Origin of the sequence: Microbacterium paraoxydans (genome assembly GCF_019056515.1) — a bacterium.
GTDB lineage: Bacteria > Actinomycetota > Actinomycetes > Actinomycetales > Microbacteriaceae > Microbacterium.
On sequence record NZ_CP064874.1, the window covers coordinates 20,422 to 34,868 of the forward strand.

Sequence of the window (14,447 nt, forward strand, 5' to 3'; positions counted from 1 at the left end):
GGAACACCAACCATGTTCGATTGGATCAACGGGATCACCGCTGATGCGACGACTGCTTTCCGGGCGGTCGTGTTTCTCGCAGCAGCAGTGATCTTCTTCGTCGTCGCCGCCAAGGTGCGGTTCGCCATGGCGACGACCATCATCACCGGCATCGCGTGCGGCCTGGCCATGTTCCTCGCCGCCGGCGGTGGCGAGTGGGTCATGGGCCTCATCCAGACCGAGACCGTCGACGCCATCGGAGTCACGATCCATCAGATCGCAGCTCCGGCGGACGCCCTGGTGCTCAACGAGACCACCACCGCGGCCGGCGACACGGTCTACCGGCTGGTCGCGTAAAGGGGCGAACGTGGCCGATCGCGACGAAGAGAGAGAGGTTGCGCGCTTCTACACGCGCAGCCGCCGGTTCCCAAAGTTCATCGGCCGTCTCCACGACGGCACGAAGATCCCCGGGGCCCCTACACGCTGACGCAGGGCGTCGTCCTGGCGATCGTCCTGGTCGTCGCCCTGCTGACGCAGAGCGTGTGGGGGACTGGCTCTCCGATCGTCGATATCCCCGTCGCTGCCTTCGTGTCCTGGGGAGCAGCGTGGGGAGCCGGAAGGATCCCGGCCACACGCCGGAACCTGCTGAGCATCATCACCAGCGGCCTGTCCGCGATGACCCGCCCCGCAGCCGGCCGCTACCGCGGAGTGACCATGCGGGTTCGCCCGCCCCACTTCGCAGGCGGCGGAACAACGATCGCCGAGCCGGTCGGAGCCACGCTCACCACCCCGGATAGCGAGACCACCGCACCCGCACCGGAAGCGCCCGTCGTGGCGCAGCCGGTCCTGCAGCCGCGCTCGACGCCGCTGCCGGCGCACGCACCCGCACACGCGGTCAGCGGCGTCGAGCGCCTGCTGCAGCAAGCCCGAGGAGGCAACTGACCATGAACAACACCGACATCCCGCTCGGCATCATCGGCCGAGGCCGCGGCTACGTCATCAAGACCCTCGTGGTCAAGGCGGAGACCGCGCGTGGGCCGATCTGTGCGGACCCCGCTACCACGAGCTACGCAGCCCTCCTCCCCATCCTCGGCGGCACGCCGATCACGGCACCCCTCAGCGGCGGTCGCGATCTGCTGCTGGCCACGCCGACCGACTGAGAAACGAGACGACGATGCAGATTCCGGCAACAGCGATGACGAGCAACCTGATGTGGACCCGCTCGGGCGTGGTCTGGGCTACGTGGCGGCTGCAGCCGCTCCCGTATGCCTACGCCACCACGGCGGCAAAGCAGCTCGTCAAGGCGCACCACCAGGCGCTCTTCCAGGCGCACCGGGGCGAGGGACTGCTGCTGGGGCTGTGCGCTGACCTGGATCCGGTGTCTGTCGTGGAGCGGATGCTGGACGGTGTTCGCATCGACGAGTGTCCGGACTGGGCGCGCGAGGTCGAGCTGACCCTGGACGCGCTCGAGCAGATCCCGCTTGGAACGCGCGCGTTCTGGTTCTCGGTCCCGCTCGCGGCCGGTTCGATGAAGGCTCGCGCGAGGTCGGCAGTGCGCGCCGCCGACACCAAGCTGCGCGACACGTTGGCTCTTCCCCGTCAGCTGCCTACCGACTCCGAGATCGCTGCGGCCGCGCGGATGGCCAAGGAGATCGAGGTTCGCATCCCGGCCGCGTTCCAGCCGACCCGTGCAACGCCGGCCGAGCAGATCTGGATCGCCCTTCACTCGCAGCAGCGCGGCCTCTCCGCAGATCTCGCCGCCCCTGTCCCGCCCGCCGAGGGTACCGAGGACGGATTCGGCGTCGACGAGCTCGCGCACTTCCAGATGCCCTCCGCGATGCCGAACCCATGGCTCGACGAAGGCGGACAGAGCGACCTTCCCAAGGGGCAGCAGTTCCTCCCGTTCAAGCGCCGCTACCTCAAGGTGCACAGCCCCTACGCGGACGAGACGTCGTCCTACCAGGTGGTGCAGGCCATGGTCGCCGCACCCAAGGCCGGCTGGGTTTCGCCCGGCGTCGAGTGGATCTCACACGTCGACCAGTTCCCCCTTGACGTCGACTGGGGGATCCGTTTCACCGTCACCGGCGCCGACGAGGTCAAGCGTCGCAACAAGAAGGCCGAAACCGCCCTCGAGGAGCAGTACAAGCACCAGGAGGGCACCGCGACGATCACCGGCGGCGGATCCGACCTCGGAGAGATCGCGGAGACGCTGGCCGCCTACCACGCCTCCCTCAACCGCTCCGATAAGGAGGTCGAGGTTCAGGCGACGGTGCTGTTCGCTGTGGGGGCAGATACCGCCGATCTCGCGAAGGCTAAGGGCCGGTTCGTGGCAGACGAGTACAAGCGCGCTGACTTCCTCCTCGAGGCTCCCCTGGGAGGTCAGGAGGAGCTTTGGTGGGCGATGATCCCCGGCACGCCCACCGGGCGCATCGTCCGTGAGCTCACCCAGATCACGACGGGCCGGGAGTTCGCGACCGGCGTTCCGCTTTCCAGCAACGAGCTCGGAGACGAGAAGGGCGCCCGCTTCGGCGAGAACATCAGCACCGCCCGGCACACCCCGATCCTCCGCGACGCGGACGGCAGTATCCAGGCCGACACCAGCGCCAGCTTCGGCGTGGTCGCCGAGCTCGGCGCCGGCAAGAGCGTGCTGCTCAAGGGAGACATGGGCGACACGGTCGACCGCAACGGCCGCGTCGTCGCGATCGACCGCACAGAGGCCAAGGAGTACGCGGTTTTCGCGCAGAGCCTCCGGCCGGACACCACGACGATCGTTGACCTGATGACCCCGGAGTACTCGCTGGACCCGCTGCGGGTGTTCGGCCCTCTCGTCGGCGCACGCATGGTGCAGTCGCTCTTCGCGGTGATGCTCGGCATCCGGGCCCGCGACTCCCGAGGCGTCGCCCTGTCCCGCCTCCTCGAGCCGGAGTACGTCGCCGCGCACGACATCACCAGCCTCGGTCGCCTGCGGGCGCACCTCAAGACGATCTCCTCGGCGGAGAGCGATGAGCTGTCGGGCCTGATCAACCTGGTCGCGTCGAAGGACATCGGCGAGGTTCTCTTCAATGACGGGCTGACCGCTGTCGACCTGAAATCGCGTGCCCTGGTCTTCCTCACCCATGGGCTGTCGCTGCCAGACAAGACCGAGCTCGAGCACGCGCACCTGTTCGAGGAGATGCCCCTGGAAAAGATCTACGGCCGCGCCATGTACGCGATGCTCATGGGGATCTCCCGCGAGGTCTGCTTCATGAACCCCGGCGAGCTCGCCGGCGCCTACTTCGACGAGTGCCACCACATCACCCAGTCACCGGAGGGAGAGCGCGACCTGCGCATCGGCATCCGCGACGGTCGCAAGCACCGCGCGTTCTTCGCCCTCGGCTCGCACGACCCCGCCGACTTCGGAGAAACCCAGACCCGAGGCCTGCTCAAGACCCGCTACGTGATGCGCCAGACCGACAAGGAGCTCGCTCGCCGCGCGATCGAGTGGCTGACCGGCGAGCCCGCGGACCCGGCGATGGTCCAGGTGGTCACCGAAGACCTGTCCCCGCTCGGGGCGGACGGAAAGGTCGCCCCGGAGCGGCGCGGCGAGGGACTGATCCGTGACCAGCGCGGTCGAATCGGGAAGTTCCGCAAGACGCTGCCCGAGCGCCCCGACCGCCGCGAAGCCGTGCTGTCGACCCCGTCTCTGGTGACACCATGATCACCTTCTACCGGCACACCTTCGAGACTCTGGGCGGCGCGTTCTGGCGGGTCCGTTTCTGGGCGCACGATCACCCGCGGTGGAGCAAGGTCATCGCCGTCGTCCTGATCGACCTGTTCCTGGTCCTGTTCGGCAACACGTACTGGGCCTTCGCCGCTGACGGCGGCGGCTCGTCCCCGTTCATGCTCGGCGGCGACATCACTGACAGCGACGGCGTCCCGCTGACCAACTACACGGTGCTTCCACTGGACCGCGGCGATGTGTTCACGATGGGGAAGTTCTTCATCTCCATGTGGATCGACCCGATCTGGACCGGGCATCTGGGTCTGGTGTCGTGGATGATCTGGTTCTGCAACTGGCTGCTCTCCTTCGAGTGGGTCGACATCGTCGCGGCACCGTTCGGCGCGCTGGCCGACCTCTTGCAGGACTTCCTCGGCGAGATCGCATGGATCCCGTTCGCGCTGACGATCGCCGGCGGTGTCGCGGGCCTGGCGATCATGCTCGGCCGGCACTCCACCGGGTGGGCGGAGTTGTTCATCTCTGCGTGCTGTGCGGTGCTGGCGACCGGTCTGCTCGCTAACCCGATCGCCTCGCTCACCGCCGCAGGCGGAGCATTCGACACCGCCCAGGAGTACGGCGGTCAGATCGCTGCCGTCGTCGTCACCGACGACATCAACAGCACGGAGCTCGACTCCGAGAACCTGCTGTCAGCTGCGGTCACGTCGCAGCTGGTCGACATCTTCGTGAAGATCCCTGCGCAGACGATCGCGTTCGGCCACGCCCTCGAGGGGCAGTGCGCCGCGACGTTCACCGACACGATGACCAACTCGGCGCCCATCCAGACCGGCGGCAACGAGGTCCGTGACGCGGTCGGCGGGTGCGACGAGGCGGCGAAGACGTTCAACCAGAATCCGAACTTCGGCCAGGTGCTCACGGCCGTCACGATGACCCCCGGAGCGCTCACCCTGTTCATCCTGCCGATGGCCTTCGGGGTGCTGTTCCTAGTCACGGTTCTCGGCTTCCTGATCTCCGCACTCAAGACCATGTGGAACGTCTACATCGGGATCCTCCCGGTCAACCGATACCCGCTGTGGAAGTCCCTCGCCGACACCTTCATGGGCCTGGTCGCCATCGTCTTCATGGCAGTCGTCATGGCGGCCGTCCTCAAGCTCACCGTCGCAGCGATCACCGGGCTCAGCAGCCTGGGAATCCCGCTCGTCGCGCAGATGACCTTTGCGACGCTGGTGATGATCGTGCTGCTGTTCCTCATCATCCGAGCGCGTCGCATTGCCAAGAAGACCGGCCGGTCGATCGCCGAGCAGCTCTCCAAGTACGGCATCGGCAAGGGCGCGCCGGCGCAGCGCGACGGGGTCAAGACCGTCGCGGCGATGAGCGCCGTATCCACCGTCGCGGCCGCGGCGCTGCGTCGCCCTGACAACAAGGTCGACGCGCGCTCCATCAACTTCGGCGCGGGGGCTGCGCAGGACATCGGCACAATGACCGCTACACGCCCGCCCGCGGCTCCCAAGCCGCCCTCGACGCCCTCTGGCGGCTCACCGAGCCGTCCCGCCCTCCCGTCGCCTCAGATGGGCTCTGGGGGCGGCGCTGGCGCGGGTGCTGCCGCCAAGGCCTCGAAGACCGCGGACCTGGTCTTCACGGCCGCGCGGATCGGCAAGGGTGCCGCAGCGGGCGGTGTGGCCGGCGCCGCCGGCGCCGCGGCGCTCGAGGTCGGTGGCCGAGTCGCGAGCAAGGGAGCGTCGAAGGCTGTCTCCGCGGCCGCGGCAGGCGCGAGCAAGCCGCGAGCTGCGGGCGACCCGAAGGTGGTCTCGATGGTCGTCGACCAGGGCCCGGCGCCCACGCGCACCCCGGACGGTCCTCGACGGATCGTCGTCGACTCCTCGGGCATGGGACACATCGAACGGCGCCCCTCGTCAGGTGTCGTCGACATCTCGTCCCTGCCGGCGCGCGCGCCTCGCTCTCCGCGCAGCGGTGAGATGCGCGCCCGGCTCGCGATCGCACAGAAGTAACCCCGCATGTCCGCATCGGGAGTACTCGAGCGCTCTGCCGACGTCGCCGGCGCCGTCAATGGGGGAGACGACGGGGACGGTGGTGGTTCGCGCAAGGTCGTCCTCTGGGTGATCGCGCTCGTGCTGGTGCCGGTGGTGCTCTTCGCCGGCTACACGATGTTCCTGATGATGGCGATCGCCGGCGCCTCCGGCGGTGGGTCGTCGCAGTGCACCGCGGGGTCGCTGACCACCGACAAGCTCGAGGTCCAGACCACAGGAGGATCGACCCGCACCCTCGGTGCGACGGAGCTCGGCCACGCGGCCACCATCCTCTCGGTCGCCCGCTCACTGGGCGTGTCCGCGCGGGGCCAGCAGATCGCGATCATGACCGCGCTGCAGGAGTCCGGCTTGAAGATGTACGCCAACTCCTCCGTGCCTGAGTCCCTCGATTACCCGCACGACGCGGTCGGCAGCGACCACGACTCCGTCAACTACTTCCAGCAGCGTGTGTCGGGCTGGGGCACCGTCGAGGAGCTCATGGACCCCCTCTACGCAGCCAAGGCGTTCTTCGGCGGCGAGGAGGGCCCCAACGGCGGATCGCCGCGTGGGCTGCTCGACATCCCCGGCTGGGAGGACATGGGGCTGGGGGAGGCCGCGCAGACCGTGCAGGTCTCCGCATACCCGACCGCTTACGACAAGTGGGAGCCCGCAGCACAGCAGATCATCACCGCGGTCGGCGGGTCGATCAGCTGCGACAGCAGCACTGTCGTCGGGCAGGCCGCTTTCCCCCTTGCGGCCGGCTACCAGATGACCTCCGGCTACGGGCCGCGCGACATCACCGTTCCGGGTGCGTCGAGTTGGCATGTCGGAATCGACCTGCAGCGCTGGCCAAACCCGTGCGGCGACCCTGTCTACGCGGTCCTGCCGGGCACGGTGACTCTCAGCAGCTCACTGTGGTTGTCGATCAAGCACCCCGATGGGTTCGTGGTGTCCTACCTGCATATGTACAAGAGCGAGCGGCTCGTCGACGTCGGAGACACCGTCACCGCCGGCCAGCAGATCGGTGTCGTCGGGAACGTGCCGCCCAGTGGGGGATGCCACCTGCACCTGGCCGTCAACAAGAACGGGACGACGAATCAGGCCGTCGCCGGGCTGCAGGAGGCGACTGCACTCGGTGCCCCCTCGCAGTACGCCGGCTACGTGAACCCCGAAGAGTTCCTCCGCCTGTATGGCATCGAGATCTGTCCCACAGACGGCACTTGCCGACGCCTCTGACCCCCCTGGAAAACCGAGTCAACTCGCGGCATGTAACCCTCCTGACGGCCTGGAAACCGGCCTGTAGGCTGGGGGCAGCCCCGGCCCGAAACGGGGCCGAAGCCTCTCCCACCCAGACGGTGACTCGTGCCCTCAACAGATGTCAACGCCGCTGGTGACACCGACCGACCCGCCGGGTCAGTGTCGGCCACCGGCTACCGCTCGATCGCATACTTCCTGCCGGTCGCGCTGCATGCACGGCTCAAGGCTGCGTGGTGGTCGACGAGGGATGAGCCGGAGGGTGCGCCCGCGCTGGCCGGTCTCGTCGAGGTCGCCATCGGCCGCGAGACCAACCGCCTCGAGCAGCTCTACAACGCCGGCTCCCCTTTCCCTCCTGCCCCCGACCGTGCCCAGGGTGTGAACCCAAGAGGAGCCGCGGGATACCGCCATCAGACCTACTACCTGCCGGTCGCGCTGCACGCGCGCCTCAAGGCTGCGTGGTGGTCGACGAGGGATGAGCCGGAGGGTGCGCCCGCGCTGGCCGGTCTCGTCGAGGTCGCCTTCATGCGGGAAGCCGACCGCCTTGAGCAGCTCTACAACGAGGGTGCCCCGTTCCCGCCGGCGCCGGCCAAGGCGCGAGGGATCAGCCGCGCTGCAGCACAACGACAGGGCGAATGGCTGCGAGGCGAGTGGGAGCGCCGGCGACAGGCGCAGACCCCGCCGACCGACTCCAACGACTGACCCGACTCCGCGCCACGGCGACGTGTTGCACCGGGTGTGCGGTGCAGTATGCCGCCGATGTGCGGCGCAGTATTGCGCCATAACTGCGCGGGTGTGCCTGCTGGAAATATTTCCCAGGGGGAGGGGTTCAAGCTCGATTCGACAACCGTGCCTGCGGCAGAACGCCGATCGGGCTTGATCCTATCACCCGTGTCAAGCGCGGGTGTGGCGGAGGTATTGCGCTGGTCTGCGCCGCGATGTGGCGCAATAACCCTTTCCAGCCGCCGTGGCGATCTCCTCGAGCACACTCTTGCACAGGGGACATCACGAGTGCGTCAGACGCGGGGAGAATCCGCGATGTCCGCGAAGGAGCAGATCTCCGGCCTATACCTCGCAAGAGGGTCGTGAAGTACTCGGCCCACTCAGGAGGCTCGAATGGCAACGACAACTCGTGTGGCATCTCGTCCGCCGGCGCGCCCACCTGCACCGGCGACGGTGGCTCTGGGTGTTCTTCCTCGGCGTCAGCTGACCGGGATCATCCCGGCGCTGCTGTGCATCGCACTGGCGACCGCCGCCACCGGGTTGAACGCGGTGCGCCCGTTCACCGATCTGATCCCGCTGGTGTGGGTCGTGGCCGTGTTGCTCGCCGCCGGCGCGGTCGCATCCGGCGTGCGGACCTTCCAACGGGAAGGGCGGATGGACCCGGCGATCGAGGCGGTCCTTCCGATGCTCGGTGCGGCACAGCCAACCCGTGCTCTCGTCGTGCCGGTGAAGTGGACTCGTGGATGGGTGGGCCTCCCGGAGCGCATCAAGATCCGGTACGCCTCGCACGTCGATGACACCGACCCCCGCTTCGTCGACCAGATCCTCGCAGGCCTTGCACGCAGGCTTGGTGCCGAGTACCGGGTACGCAAGCACAACTCGAGGCGGTGCGTGCTCGTCGTCGAGCTCGCACCCGTGAGTGATCCGGTCTCCCGTGAGCAGCAGCGCGCGATCGAGGTCGTCAAGCTGGTCATCGACCCGACCGCGAGCGTCTCGGTGAAGAGTGCCGATGACGGCTCGGTCTCGAAGATCGACGTCAAGCACAACGTGGGACCGAAGATGGCGATCGCGGCGCGGCGCTCCCAGGTCGAGAAGGTGGTCTCCTCGATGCTCCCTGGCCGGTGGCGTGCGCACTGGGATCTCGAGGGCGACAAGATCACGTTCGAGGTCCGACCGACGATGCCCGACATGGTCCTGCACGAAGTGGAGCCCGCGGCCGCACTCACCCACGCCGCCTACAAGGCGTTCAAGATCCCGATCGGTCCTGACGAAGACGGTCAGATCCAGTCGTGGCATCCGGCGGTCTCCCCGCATTGCCTCGTCATCGGTGGAACCGGATCGGGAAAGACCAGCTTCCAGCACACGGTGCTCACCCATCTCGCGCACGCTCACTGGCGGGTGTGGGTACTCGATGGGAAGCGGATCGAGTTCGCCGGATTCCGGGACTGGCCCAACGTCGAGCTCGTCGGCGCGCGGGTGGAGCACCAGGTGCGGATGCTGCACGCTGCGCACGAGCTCATGGAGGAGCGGTACTCGCAGCTCGAGAACGGCACGGCCCGGCTCGAGGACTTCGACCCCCTCGCGTTGATCATCGACGAGTACGCGACGTTCAAGGCGCGCGTGCAGCGCTGGTACAAGACGGTGAAGCCGAAGGGTGCGCCGGCGCAGGCCCCCGTTCTCGATCTGCTCTCCGATCTCGCGCGACTGGCACGGTCGGCGAAGATCCACATCCTGCTCGGTCTGCAGCGCCCCGACGTCGAGTTCCTCGGCGGTGAGATGCGAGACAACTTCGGCGCCCGCGTCAGCTTCGGTCGTCTCTCCCCGCAGGGCGCCAACATGATGTGGGACAGCTTCGCGGTCGGTGTCGCGATCCCTCGCAACAAGCGTGGCCGCGGTGTCACTCTGAACGCCGAATCTCAGCCCGTCGAGATTCAGGCGTTCTACACCCCCGACCCCGCCAAGCTCGACTCCACCGACAAGGCGGACTGGGATCACCTGGCGGCGCTGCGTCCCGACGCTGCCGACTACGAGCGGATGATGGTGCGCGACCCGGAAGCGGAGCTCACCGACGACGGCGAGGGGGAGGAGCTCGAGCCCGACTACTTCCAGTGGTCCTCGGCCGAGATTGTCGCTTGGGATGCATCGGTACCGTCGACGACCAAGCACGACGCGCTTCGACCCTCCAATGTCACCCCACTGGACTCTCGTGAACGGGTCCGGTTCGTGCCCGAAGTCGACGACGATGCACCGGACGTCGACGCGGCCGCTGACGGCGACGGATACGGCGAATCCCTCGAGGGCCCCGCGGTGGAGCTCGAGGTCGGAGATCTCCTGCTCGTCGACGCGACTCTGGGGCTGTGGGGAGTGGTCGAAGGAGTGGAGCCCGACGTCGTCGACGACGAGTACCTCGCGATCGAATACCGCGACCTCGACAGCGGTGAGGACGGGCTGCTGACGCTCTTCGACAACTCGGTGATCAGCTACCGCCGACCCGAAGCAGCCTGATCGTCGTGGCCGTCATGATGCTGCGGGCCTACCGGCCCCGAGAGAAGGGATGAATCGCGTGTCGAACCAGAGCGTGTCGGAAGACGACTGGATCTCGCTGCTGCTGATCGCCGTGCTCGTCCTGGCCAGTGGCGCAGTGTCGCTGGGGATGTTCCTCGATCCGCTGCGCGCGTGGATGTTGAAGTACCACTTGCTCGAGCAGGGTGAAACCGTGGCGATCCCCGTCGTCGACGGCGTCGGCCTCGGCTGGGGACAGATCCTCGTCATCCTCGCGATCCTGATCGGTGCGATCGCGCTCATCGTGTGGCTCAAGCGCCGCGCGGCTGCCCGTGTCTGAGCTGCCCGCCATGCTCAGCAAACGAGACCCAGGAAGGAGGAGAGATCACCCATGACAACCACACTGACGAACGGCGACAAGACGATCACGCTGTTCACCAAGAAATCATGCGTACAGTGCGTCGCGACACACCGCGCGCTCGATGCTAAGGGAATCGAGTACGACGTCGTCGACCTCAGCGAAGACGCCGCAGCGCTCGAACAGGTCAAGTCGCTCGGCTACCTGCAGGCACCGGTCGTCATCACGGATGAGGATCACTGGTCGGGCTTCCGTCCCGACAAGATCGACGAGCTCGCGCAACGGCTCGCGTGATTGACGACAGAGGCCCCACCGGCAGCTCTTCGCCGGTGGGGCCTCTGCTCTGCTCATCGGAGCGGGACATCATCTGTGCGGCATGTGCGCCGCTGCCCACCGCTGCAGCAGCTGCTCCCGCAGAGGCCCGTTCCGCTCGAGCATCATCCGAACCCCTGCCGGCGCCGCGCCTGCCGGCGCACCGGCCTCGAGGGTGCGCAGCCCGAGATGCTCGCATGCCCAGTCGGCGAGCTCGTCGAGCTCCACAGTGACGGTGGCGGTGACGTCGACGCGCTGCTGCCATTGGACCTTGTAGGCGGGCATCGGACGCTCAATCTGGGTTGCTGAAGAAGTCGATCACGAGCGCGATGGTGATGGGGACGAGGATCACCGCCGCGGCGGTGACGATGATGCGATCGAGGATCGGCGCGGCGAGGATCCCGAGCCACCCAGAGAGGACCGCGGCTGCGATGTACAGCAGCGCGATTACGAGACGGCGGAGCCAACGAGTCGTGGGCTCCGGGATCGTGCGGGGGCGGGCGGCGATGGTCATGAGATCGCTCCGCTCTGGCCGGCACGGTGCTCGCGGATGTGCGTGTAAGGGACTGTGCCGCGGTGGCCGTAGGCGTCGACGATGGTGGCGCTCTTCGGGTTGGTGCGGGTTACGGTGCACCAGGCGCCGAAGTACTTGATCTGGTCGCCGACGCTGATGGTGTCCTTGCTGTGGTCGGTGGCCGCGCCGGTCGCGACCTGCTCGGCGCGGACCTCCTGCCAGTAGGTGAGCTGATCGTCGGTCGCGGCCAGCTCCCTCTCGAGCCGTTCGGCGTAGGCGCCGGTGGCTGCAGCCGTGACCTCGACATACCCGCCAGGAAGGGTGCGGCTTGACCCGTCGAGACGTCGACGGATGCCGGCGCGATCTGCGCGGAGCTTCTCGATCCGGTTCGCCACGGTGATCGGCGCATACCGTGCATCGGTCGCCGCGGCCGCGACGTCGGCACGCACCTGGGCGCGCCGTGCCGCCGCGTCGGCGTCGATGGAGCGGCGGATCGCCGCGTCCGCCTTGCCGATCGCTCGGCGGTGGCCGGCCTCCGAGTGGTGTCCGACCTTGATGGGCTCGCCACCTTCGGGGAGGCGTCGCAGCGCGCGGGCCGCGCGCTCTGCCTCTTCGGTGGCGTCCTGGTGTCGTCGATCTGCGCGCACCGCCAGGGCGGCAGCGCGATCGTTCCTGCGGTCGACCAGGTCAGCCTCGACGACGGCCGCGGCCCGGCGTTCATAGTCGATCGAGATCTCGACGACGAACCCGGCAGCGGTGAGCTGCTCGGCGGTGCGGTTGATGATCGCGATCTTCGGTTCGCGGTCGCGGGAGTGGGGGATGTACCAAGATCCGAGCGCCCGGCTCCACCGCCAGCCGTTGGCCTTGAGAGTATCGGCCGTGCCGTCGCCCCGGCTGGTCCCTTCGATGAGGGTGCCTTCCGCGGCCGCGTGGATGATCGTGAGCATCATGGCCGGCTCCCTTCCCGCGCGGCCGCGTCGTGCGTGAGAGGGTGGCGGAATCCGATCTCCCGTTCCCAGACCTCGGCGGCGCGATGCAGGCCCTCATACTCCTTCACGCCCAGGTGGTCCGGGGAGTCGACGAGCGGGCGGTGAGCGAACCGTCGCGCGATCGCGTCGCCGAGGCGTTCGACGAGGTCACGCGCAGGGGACTGATCCCATCCGGGGTGATGGCAGGAGACTTCGGCGAGCAGTAGACGGCTGCGCTCGATCTGCAACGCCTGCTCGTCATCGGCATGGGGGACGATCTCGGCGACCGGCTGCCATTCGTAGCGCGGTGCGGCGATGTGCTGCTTGATCGCGTAGCTGACGCTCGCGTAGTTCTCATCCCAGAGGCTCTGACCCATCCGGTCGGCGTTCTCGGCGAGCTCGCGCGGAGTGCTGCTGCGGTAGGCGGGTGTGGAAATGTAGGCGGCGGTGACCAACAGGTCGATGGTGTCGCGGTTCACGGGAAACGCGCGCATGATGACCCCCTCAGGTGGTGAATGTGACATTCACTACCCTAGAATCAGTCGGCGCTCATGTCAAGACGTCGTCGTCGTCGTCGTCGCTGTGGTGGTGGCGCCAAGCAGCCGCCACGCTGCGGACGGAGGTCGGGTAGTACCGGGTGCGAGTGGTCTGGCCGGATAGCGTTGGGATCGTGCCGAAGTCGTTGTCGATGAATGAGATCCGAGCCCGCGCTGCGCAGTTCACCCGTGACTGGCAGGACGAGCCCGGCGACGAGCGACAGCAAGCGCAGTCCTTCGTCCGGGATCTGCTCGGCGTGTACGGGATAACCCAGACCCGCGCGGCGTTCTACGAGAAGCGTGTCAAGCGCTCGTCGACCGGCTCGCGCGGATACATCGACGCGCTGATCCCTGGTCTCGCGCTGATCGAAATGAAGTCCGCCGGCAAGGATCTCGTCGCGGCTGAGCAGCAGGCGCTCGACTACATTGACGACCTTCCTGACCCGGAGGTTCCTCGGTGGGTAATCACGAGCGACTTCCGCCGGTTCCGTCTGCTCGATCTCCACGCTGAGAGCGAGGGTGTGCAGGAGTTCGCCCTGACCCAGATGCGGGATCGCGCTGACGTGCTCGCCTTCCTCGCCGGGTACGGTGAGCGCACCTTCGGATCGAAGGCGCAGGAGTCTGCGTCGATCAAAGCGGCAAAGCTGATGGCGTCCCTCTACGAGGCCCTCGAGGGGTCTGGGTACGACGATCACGAGGCGTCGGTGTTCCTGGTGCGCACCTTGTTCGCCCTCTACGCCGATGACGCCGGAGTGTGGGATCGCGATCTGTTCCTCGAGTTCCTCGAGACCCGCACCGCGACGGATGGTTCCGACCTCGGGCCTCAGCTGTCGTTGCTGTACCAGGTCATGGGACGTGAGCCGTCTCGTCGGCAGTCAAACCTCGACGAGCTAATCTCGCGATTCCCCTACGTCAACGGTGGAGTCTTCGAGGAATCGGTGTCGATCCCGTCGTTCGACGCAGGCATGCGTGACCGGCTGATCGCGGCTGCAATGTTCAACTGGTCGGCGATCTCGCCGGCCATCTTCGGCAGCCTCTTCCAGGCCGTCAAAGACAAGACCGCTCGGCGTGAGCTCGGCGAGCACTACACCACCGAGACCAACATCATGAAGGTCATCGGCCCGATGTTCCTCGATGAGCTGCGGCAGCGGTTCACGGACGGGTACCACGACACCGCCAAGCTCAAGAAGCTGCGTGCGGACATGGGGCTGATGCGATTCCTTGATCCAGCGTTTATGCGCAAGTCGGGTGTCTCACGAGACAGCGGAAGATCGGCCATCAACTCGGGTGGGCTGGGGGCTCACGATAGCGGCGGTAAGCCATCCGGCTTCTACGACAATTCGGGAGTAGCGCGTTCAGCAGCAGCTGCTGCGACCGCGCGTGCAGTTACGGCGGTTGCCAGCAGGTGACTCTTGGCCGCCCGATCGGGTTGCCACGAATTGTCTGCAGCCACCGTACCCAGCTCTTCCAACACAACTGCGAGGGCGGCCTTGACATCATCCTCGCCGATCGCGAGTGGCGCCTGCGCAAGCTGCGTGAGTTGCGTCGGGTTGAACACC

At 67.3% G+C, this 14,447-nt stretch carries 15 protein-coding genes; 11 read left to right on the plus strand and 4 right to left on the minus strand.

The window, feature by feature from the left end:
* Window positions 1-12: 12 nt before the first annotated feature.
* From IZR02_RS16860 to nrdH, 10 genes are all read left to right on the plus strand, one after another.
* On the plus strand, window positions 13-336 hold the full coding sequence (locus IZR02_RS16860) for a hypothetical protein (RefSeq protein ID WP_005052725.1): 324 nt from the start codon (window positions 13-15) through the stop codon (window positions 334-336).
* 231 nt (window positions 337-567) lie between these two features.
* Window positions 568-921: a hypothetical protein gene (locus IZR02_RS16865; protein ID WP_217316607.1), complete on the plus strand. Its 354-nt coding sequence runs from the start codon at window positions 568-570 to the stop codon at window positions 919-921.
* 2 nt (window positions 922-923) lie between these two features.
* Entirely contained in the window at window positions 924-1,139 is a 216-nt protein-coding gene (locus tag IZR02_RS16870) for a hypothetical protein (protein ID WP_005052730.1), read from the plus strand.
* A 14-nt stretch (window positions 1,140-1,153) separates the two neighbouring features.
* Window positions 1,154-3,676, plus strand: coding sequence for an ATP-binding protein (locus IZR02_RS16875; protein ID WP_005052733.1), 2,523 nt, complete (start codon window positions 1,154-1,156; stop codon window positions 3,674-3,676).
* Window positions 3,673-5,703 (plus strand): hypothetical protein, encoded by a 2,031-nt coding sequence (locus IZR02_RS16880; protein ID WP_005052735.1) that lies wholly within the window; start codon window positions 3,673-3,675, stop codon window positions 5,701-5,703. The genes IZR02_RS16875 and IZR02_RS16880 overlap by 4 nt, the downstream gene beginning before the upstream one ends.
* A gap of 6 nt (window positions 5,704-5,709) precedes the next feature.
* Window positions 5,710-6,957, plus strand: a complete 1,248-nt coding sequence (locus IZR02_RS16885; protein WP_005052737.1) for a M23 family metallopeptidase — start codon at window positions 5,710-5,712, stop codon at window positions 6,955-6,957.
* A 126-nt stretch (window positions 6,958-7,083) separates the two neighbouring features.
* The gene (locus IZR02_RS16890; RefSeq protein WP_005052738.1) at window positions 7,084-7,677 is read left to right on the plus strand and encodes a hypothetical protein; all 594 of its coding nucleotides are present in this window, start codon (window positions 7,084-7,086) and stop codon (window positions 7,675-7,677) included.
* Window positions 7,678-8,091: 414 nt separating this feature from the next.
* Complete coding sequence (locus IZR02_RS16895) at window positions 8,092-10,203, plus strand: FtsK/SpoIIIE domain-containing protein (protein WP_005052740.1); 2,112 nt, start codon at window positions 8,092-8,094, stop codon at window positions 10,201-10,203.
* Between the two features lie 58 nt (window positions 10,204-10,261).
* Complete coding sequence (locus IZR02_RS16900) at window positions 10,262-10,540, plus strand: hypothetical protein (RefSeq protein ID WP_139833205.1); 279 nt, start codon at window positions 10,262-10,264, stop codon at window positions 10,538-10,540.
* 51 nt (window positions 10,541-10,591) lie between these two features.
* Window positions 10,592-10,852, plus strand: a complete 261-nt coding sequence (gene nrdH, locus IZR02_RS16905) for a glutaredoxin-like protein NrdH (RefSeq protein ID WP_005052743.1) — start codon at window positions 10,592-10,594, stop codon at window positions 10,850-10,852.
* Between the two features lie 69 nt (window positions 10,853-10,921).
* On the opposite strand, the gene IZR02_RS16910 is transcribed toward nrdH, so the two are convergent.
* From IZR02_RS16910 to IZR02_RS16925, 4 genes are read right to left on the minus strand one after another with little or no spacing between them, the layout of a single operon-like run.
* Window positions 10,922-11,155 carry a hypothetical protein gene (locus tag IZR02_RS16910; RefSeq protein WP_005052746.1) on the minus strand — a complete coding sequence of 78 codons (234 nt, stop codon included), beginning with the start codon at window positions 11,153-11,155 and terminating at the stop codon, window positions 10,922-10,924.
* Between the two features lie 7 nt (window positions 11,156-11,162).
* Window positions 11,163-11,384, minus strand: a complete 222-nt coding sequence (locus IZR02_RS16915) for a hypothetical protein (RefSeq protein ID WP_005052747.1) — start codon at window positions 11,382-11,384, stop codon at window positions 11,163-11,165.
* Window positions 11,381-12,334 carry a DUF3560 domain-containing protein gene (locus tag IZR02_RS16920; protein WP_005052750.1) on the minus strand — a complete coding sequence of 318 codons (954 nt, stop codon included), beginning with the start codon at window positions 12,332-12,334 and terminating at the stop codon, window positions 11,381-11,383. The genes IZR02_RS16915 and IZR02_RS16920 overlap by 4 nt, the downstream gene beginning before the upstream one ends.
* On the minus strand, window positions 12,331-12,831 hold the full coding sequence (locus tag IZR02_RS16925) for a hypothetical protein (RefSeq protein WP_217316608.1): 501 nt from the start codon (window positions 12,829-12,831) through the stop codon (window positions 12,331-12,333). Before IZR02_RS16925 ends, IZR02_RS16920 begins: the two co-directional genes overlap by 4 nt.
* A 191-nt stretch (window positions 12,832-13,022) precedes the next feature.
* Here IZR02_RS16925 and IZR02_RS16930 point away from each other — a divergent pair, with 191 nt between their 5' ends.
* Window positions 13,023-14,297, plus strand: coding sequence for a type IIL restriction-modification enzyme MmeI (locus IZR02_RS16930; protein WP_217316609.1), 1,275 nt, complete (start codon window positions 13,023-13,025; stop codon window positions 14,295-14,297).
* Window positions 14,298-14,447: the final 150 nt, after the last annotated feature.

Coding starts and splice junctions, on each gene's coding strand:
- IZR02_RS16860 (WP_005052725.1), top strand. CDS start 13: ATGTTCGATTGGATCAACGGGATCACCGCTGATGCGACGACTGCTTTC.
- IZR02_RS16870 (WP_005052730.1), top strand. CDS start 924: ATGAACAACACCGACATCCCGCTCGGCATCATCGGCCGAGGCCGCGGC.
- IZR02_RS16875 (WP_005052733.1), top strand. CDS start 1,154: ATGCAGATTCCGGCAACAGCGATGACGAGCAACCTGATGTGGACCCGC.
- IZR02_RS16880 (WP_005052735.1), top strand. CDS start 3,673: ATGATCACCTTCTACCGGCACACCTTCGAGACTCTGGGCGGCGCGTTC.
- IZR02_RS16885 (WP_005052737.1), top strand. CDS start 5,710: ATGTCCGCATCGGGAGTACTCGAGCGCTCTGCCGACGTCGCCGGCGCC.
- IZR02_RS16895 (WP_005052740.1), top strand. CDS start 8,092: ATGGCAACGACAACTCGTGTGGCATCTCGTCCGCCGGCGCGCCCACCT.
- nrdH (WP_005052743.1), top strand. CDS start 10,592: ATGACAACCACACTGACGAACGGCGACAAGACGATCACGCTGTTCACC.
- IZR02_RS16910 (WP_005052746.1), bottom strand. CDS start 11,155: ATGCCCGCCTACAAGGTCCAATGGCAGCAGCGCGTCGACGTCACCGCC.
- IZR02_RS16915 (WP_005052747.1), bottom strand. CDS start 11,384: ATGACCATCGCCGCCCGCCCCCGCACGATCCCGGAGCCCACGACTCGT.
- IZR02_RS16920 (WP_005052750.1), bottom strand. CDS start 12,334: ATGATGCTCACGATCATCCACGCGGCCGCGGAAGGCACCCTCATCGAA.